This window comes from uncultured Gimesia sp., assembly GCF_937910335.1.
Classification (GTDB): Bacteria; Planctomycetota; Planctomycetia; order Planctomycetales; family Planctomycetaceae; genus Gimesia.
In genome coordinates this window covers 1-5,844 of record NZ_CALEMX010000545.1, presented here as the reverse complement: position 1 = coordinate 5,844, position 5,844 = coordinate 1, and the positions used below count along the sequence as shown (strand labels likewise).

The 5,844-nt window shown below is 44.4% G+C and carries 4 protein-coding genes; 1 reads left to right on the top strand and 3 read right to left on the bottom strand.

The annotated features are described in order from the left end of the window. Window positions 1-1,832: right-handed parallel beta-helix repeat-containing protein (locus Q0668_RS22390; protein ID WP_298868755.1), on the bottom strand; the 1,832-nt coding region annotated here is incomplete at its 3' end. An 814-nt stretch (window positions 1,833-2,646) separates the two neighbouring features. On the opposite strand from Q0668_RS22390, the gene Q0668_RS22385 reads away from it, so the two are divergent. Beyond that, a complete protein-coding gene (locus Q0668_RS22385) occupies window positions 2,647-3,588 on the top strand; it encodes a prenyltransferase/squalene oxidase repeat-containing protein (RefSeq protein WP_298868754.1) in 942 nt (313 codons plus the stop codon). 9 nt (window positions 3,589-3,597) lie between these two features. Here Q0668_RS22385 and Q0668_RS22380 read toward each other — a convergent pair whose 3' ends face one another. Next, window positions 3,598-4,308, bottom strand: coding sequence for a hypothetical protein (locus Q0668_RS22380; protein WP_298868753.1), 711 nt, complete (start codon window positions 4,306-4,308; stop codon window positions 3,598-3,600). A gap of 207 nt (window positions 4,309-4,515) precedes the next feature. Beyond that, the coding region (rpoD, locus tag Q0668_RS22375) for an RNA polymerase sigma factor RpoD (protein WP_298868752.1) at window positions 4,516-5,844 on the bottom strand (1,329 nt) is incomplete at its 5' end.

Genomic DNA, 5,844 nt, shown 5'->3' with positions numbered 1-5,844 from the left:
GTGGCAGAGTCGATTGTAGTCGCTCCGCCAGAACTATTTCTAAATGCCACCACTGCATTGGCAGTACCGCCTGTCACATGAATACCCTCATTGGTGCTTCTTGTAATGGTAACGTTATCCAGAGTGGCTCCACCGCCTACATTGCTGATCAAAATCCCCTGACTGTCTGTATCGATAACAGTTGAGCCTGTCAAATTCACAAAGCCCCCTGTCGTATTCTGAATCAGGACGGCCCGACCCGCAGTCGTATTGGTGATTGTACCCGACTCATACTCCAATGATGGGCTACCACCGTCGACGACAAAGGCGTTACCGGCAGAATTCGTCACATTAGTTGTATCAAAGGAGAGACTGCCAGACGTGTTGTTCAGGAAAATTCCTTCACCGACGGCATCATTCACGTCAACAAAATTAACATTGGTCCCTGAAACGCCAATTCCCACAACACCGCGGCCTGTAGGACGGTTCAAAATGAAACCGGAGAACTCACTGTCAGAAGCCAGAACCACACCATCGCCAACCGTATCATTAAACGTAGGTCTCACGAGACTGTTTGGTCTGAGAGGACTTCCAAACAACGGTGAGTTTGGCAGTAACTTGTTTCCAAATCCTTGATAATTAATGAAGTGTTCGACACCCTGACCTTCACCTAGAACACGGTTTCCCGAGACGAGAACGATTGGTGCCGCATTATTGTATTCACTTCCTGCATGCGTAAAGATAATATCTCTGTCAGGTCCTGCCTGTGCATCTACAATTGTCTGGTAAGGATCAAGAACGGCTCCAGTACCTCCGGGTCCCGCCAGAGAATCAACATGAGAGACTGTCCAAGGCAGACCTGTCGCCGGGTTGATGGCGATCAGCCCAGAATCGACTACGTCACGTTGTTCAACAACAACGTTGTAATTTCTTCGAACACGTTCCGCCATCCGGTACATCTGAGTGGACTTTTCCATTTTGTTCCACTCCGGACGACCTGCAAATGTCCAGGCAATATTGAAAAATACATTTGTCTTAAAAGTGTCATCGTTTGTGACGCTCAATTCCATTAAAACATTAGGAACTGGTTTGGCTTGCAAACGACCTCGCCAGCCCCAGATATCTTCGCTGCCTGTTGCTGTATAATTATAAGTTCCAGCATAAGCACGCATTTCATGTTTATTTGCGATTTGGCCCCAGACAGGAACACCGAATTCCGCATCGAAACCACGCATGGCGGTTCCGACAGTACGTGTTTGATCATAGAGTACGTTAAAAACGGAAAATCGCTGACTGCCTTCATTAAACTGAACATCTAACTGTTTCTGACGAATTCCGAAGGGCATATAAAAGTTTCCGTTGGCATCCCAGTAGCGACCCATTGTTTCTACGTTGAGTACAACCTGCTGAAAAGTCTTGGTTGTCGAATCATCACGGTCGTAATAGACACCGGCACCCACAATTCGATCGGTATCATAATTATAAAATCGATAACCCATTCCAGCGCTTCCACCAAGGTGTCCACGATTGGTTCTGAATAGACGAAAACCTCCGAAGATCATGGCTGCATCGTCAGGATTCTTCGTATGAGTAAACAGGTAAGGCATCGCTTCCAGGTAAGAAATCGATTCGGCCAACCCAACGGTTTTACCTGCCTGATGTCCAGCTCGAAATAAGACTCCTGCTCCATTACCCGGTATGACTGATGAGATTCCATCAAGGGTATCAGAGTATTCTGAACCATCGGCAATGATTGTTGAAAATTCAACTTCTTCATCGGCTAATAATGTTCCTGACATGGCGGATATCGCCAGAACAATTACGCCGGCAATCAGGCGAAATGCAATTTTCATAAACCGTCCAGAATAACTTGATGTCAACACAGGCATCTGTTTCACCTCGGTTATGCACGCTGAGTGCAATTTGGCGTTATTGTCCCGCTCTGTTGTATTTTGATCTGTCATGAAATTGTTTTTATCTATGACGATAATGTCAGGAAATCCATGAGATTATCTCAACGAGTAAACTTCCGAATTAAGGAACGAGTTGAGGAGAACTCCCCAAAACCCGATCTATCAAGTCGTAACTACAATACACGCAGGCACCCAATAACCGATGTTTTCACTAGCGGCAGAAATGCAACCGCTGAGAATTCATGCGTCTGTTATTGAATGTCTTAGAATATCAATTGTTTAAAGGTTTTTTATCAGCACGAACGGCTTGTCAGGATCAGGAGAGAGGTCTTTTTTGATCTTTACACTTCTATCGGAGGATAGAAACTGGTCGAACTGAATAGACATGTTTTGATACGAACCGAGAAAAATGAGCTTTTTGACGGAAACGTGCCACTTTGATTTGATTAGTTAACTGGTTATTTTTAATGTGAATTGTTACTCGGAAGAATCTGTTGATCGTCCTTGAGGTAAGGTTGACCCGTTTTAACTAAAAAGAAATACCGAATGGTTTACTTTCTTCACAGTCTTGAGAGAGATTGATTCTTTGAGTTTAGGAGATGTTGGGCGGGAACATATTCTAATTTCAAATCCGACGGAAGACGAATTTCACATTTCCGCAAAGAAATTATTGACAATTTTCAAAAAAGTCGGAAAACCACTGGCTTTCAGTCCGTTCTCAACCCTTTTAAAGGGAAACTGGTACAAGATTTCTATGAGTAATCAACCATATTTAGTCAAACTGGCTTTGCGATTGGCGGCAGGTCTGGAAAAAATGCCACCCGCTTCATTAGAAAAACATCGTACATTTATCCTCTCCCAACAGCAGGCAGATGGGGGATTTTCAGGCAGAGAAGGAGGCTCTGATCTCTATTACACAGGCTTTGCTGTCCGTAGTCTGGGAATTTTAGGAGGCCTTGAAAAACAGACTTGTCTCGAACTCAGCCAGTTCCTCAAACAATTTAAACTCGAAAACCTGTCAACCATCGATCTACTCAGCTGGCTGTACTCCGCTCTGATTATTCAGGCTTCCGGTGGAGAAGACCTGTTGGCATCAGCACCGGAACACTGGAATACTCGAGTGGCACTCAATCTGGAGCGATTAAGAACCAGTGACGGCGGTTATGCAAAATCAGATCAAGGTGCCCTGGGAAGTACTTATCACTCTTTCCTGGTAGTATTAATCTATCAGATGATCGGACTTGAGATTCCCGCGACAAACGATCTGATCCAGTTTATTTTCGACAGACAACGCGACGACGGAGGCTTTGTAGAAATTACACCGATGAAACGCAGCGGCACAAATCCGACAGCAGCAGCAGTTGCAATATTAATAATATTGAATGCCATGGATGATGAACTGAAAGAGGACGTGCGCGACTTCCTCACTCAGGTAAAAAGTTCCGAAGGAGGCTTTCAGGCAAATACACGCATTCCATTTGCCGATGGTTTATCCACTTTTACAGCATTACTTACTGCCCAGGATTTGGATTTAACATCACTCTTCGATCAAATGAATTTCTTTAAATTCATGACGGAGTGGCTGGAGTTTCCGACGGGAGGCTTTCGAGGAGCCAGTTGGGATGAACAAGCGGATGTAGAATACACGTTTTATGGCCTGGGTGTGCTGGCTCTGCTTGCCAACTCACCAAAGTAGCAGTCCTGATTATTCCTGAGAATCATCCACATAAAGTAAGCGTCCACAGGACTTACAAAAAACGAACCGCTCTGAGTTCAATTCGACTCGCAGCTGAGGTTCGATCAAAACGTTACAGGCTGAGCAAAACCTGCCTTCTACATTTGCCAACGCACCTGCTCCATGAGATCGAACGAGACGTTGAAATAAGACTTTGACATTTTCTGGTATAATTTGTTCAGATTCTGCAATCGCTCGTTTGCATTCTTCAATTTCTTCATCCAGAGAATTACGAGCGGCTTCGAATTCCTGTGCTGTTTTTTTGGCATCTTCCTCTGCCGCATTTTTTTTACTGACGCAGGATTGAACTTCCATTTCGGCAGCGTCTATTTTTTCCATCAACTCCAGAATTTCATCTTCCAGAACGCTGTTCGCCATCGTATCTGCTTCAATTTGACCTTTAATAATGTCAAATTCTTTATTTGAAGCAGCCGAGTTCAACTTTCCCTTTAATTCAAGGATTTTTGCCTCATTGGAATGTAAGTCCAAATTCTTCTGCTGGACCTGCTTTTTCAATTCAGTGACTTTTTCCTTTTCCGAATTGAGTATATCCTCCTGTTGTAACGCAAACTGTTCTTTAAATTGAACTCGCTTCGGCCCTCGCTCTAATTTCTGGTTTACATCATGTAATCTCAAATATAAATGATGTAAAGTTTTCAAACCGGCTGCAGTAGTTGACATGTTAAAGAACTCCAGAAACGTTTATTTCTATGAGGCAGGATGCGGCGTGCCTCAGTACATAGGCTTTGTTATAAAGATTTTCACGTCAAATAGCCAGACCTACGAAGTAAATCTAACCGATCTTCTGAGCGGCAGAGAATCGAAGAAAGAATGCCTTTCACCCTCTGAATAAAAAAACGCCGATCAAAAATGACCGGCGTTTCAGGCTCAGATACTGGCAGAAGCAGTAGCGTCTGCTTCCGCTTCTTCAGATTCAGCTTGCCCCCATTCGGGGGCTAATCCCTCTATAAAGCCCTGAAGCTGTTTGCTGCGAACGGGATGTTGCAATTTTCTAACCGCCTTGGCTTCAATTTGACGGACTCGCTCTCGCGTGACCTTGAAAATCCGACCGACTTCTTCCAATGTATAGGTATAACCATCTCCCAATCCAAACCGAAGTTTGATGATTTCACGCTCACGATAAGTAAGTGTTTTCAAAACATGGTCGATTTTGTCTTTGAGCATCTCCTGACTGGCTGTGTTGACTGGACTATCTGAGTCAGAATCTTCGATGAAATCACCAAAGTAACTGTCTTCACTTTCACCTACAGGCCGATCCAAGCTAATGGGATGGCGGGAAATTTTAAGTACGCGTTGCGTTTCTTCCAGACTGATTCCTGCCACGAATGCTGTTTCTTCCATTGTCGGCTCCCTGCCTTTTTCCTGTAGCAGTTGCTTGCTGACCTTCCTCAGTTTGGACATCGTCTCAATCATATGAACGGGAATACGAATCGTTCGTGCCTGATCGGCAATCGCACGCGTAATTGCCTGCCGGATCCACCAAGTCGCATAAGTCGAAAATTTATAGCCACGACGATATTCATATTTATCGACGGCTCGCATCAAACCAGTATTTCCTTCCTGAATCAGATCGAGGAAGCTCAAACCACGATTTCGATATTTTTTGGCTATCGAAACGACTAGACGTAAGTTGCCGCCCGATAGTTCACGCATCGCTGTTTCATAATCGAGATAGCGCTGCTTGACCGCTTTGATTCGTTCACGAAGTGTTTCAGGAGTTTCCATTGTCATTGAAACCAAATCCTGCAACTCTCGCTCAAGATTCGCGCGATCATCTTTGGAATTCTTGACTCTCAGATCGCTCATGTCACTGATCTGATCTTCCAGTTCTGTCATACGATGAGAAATCTGCTCCAGTCGCTTCATGCCAATTTGCAGACGTTGCGTACGCAAGCTTAATTCTTCAATCAATGTAGCCATCTTTCGACGACGCTTATGCAGAGAAGCATAGGCGTCACGACGTTCACTCTTCGATAGATCCGGATTGAGGAATCTTTGAAAATCACTCGTATTTTTACTAGTGAGATATTCCAGCGTCTTCAGGTTATGAGGCATCCGACCAAGAATCTGGCTCTTCTCAAGCCCTTCCGTAACAGAAACTTTAATAGTTCTATCAAAAGGAAGTTCCGATTTATGAACCTTGTCCAGGATTTCAATCGCCTGCCGCATAGCGTAATCGCTGCTCAATAATTCGCG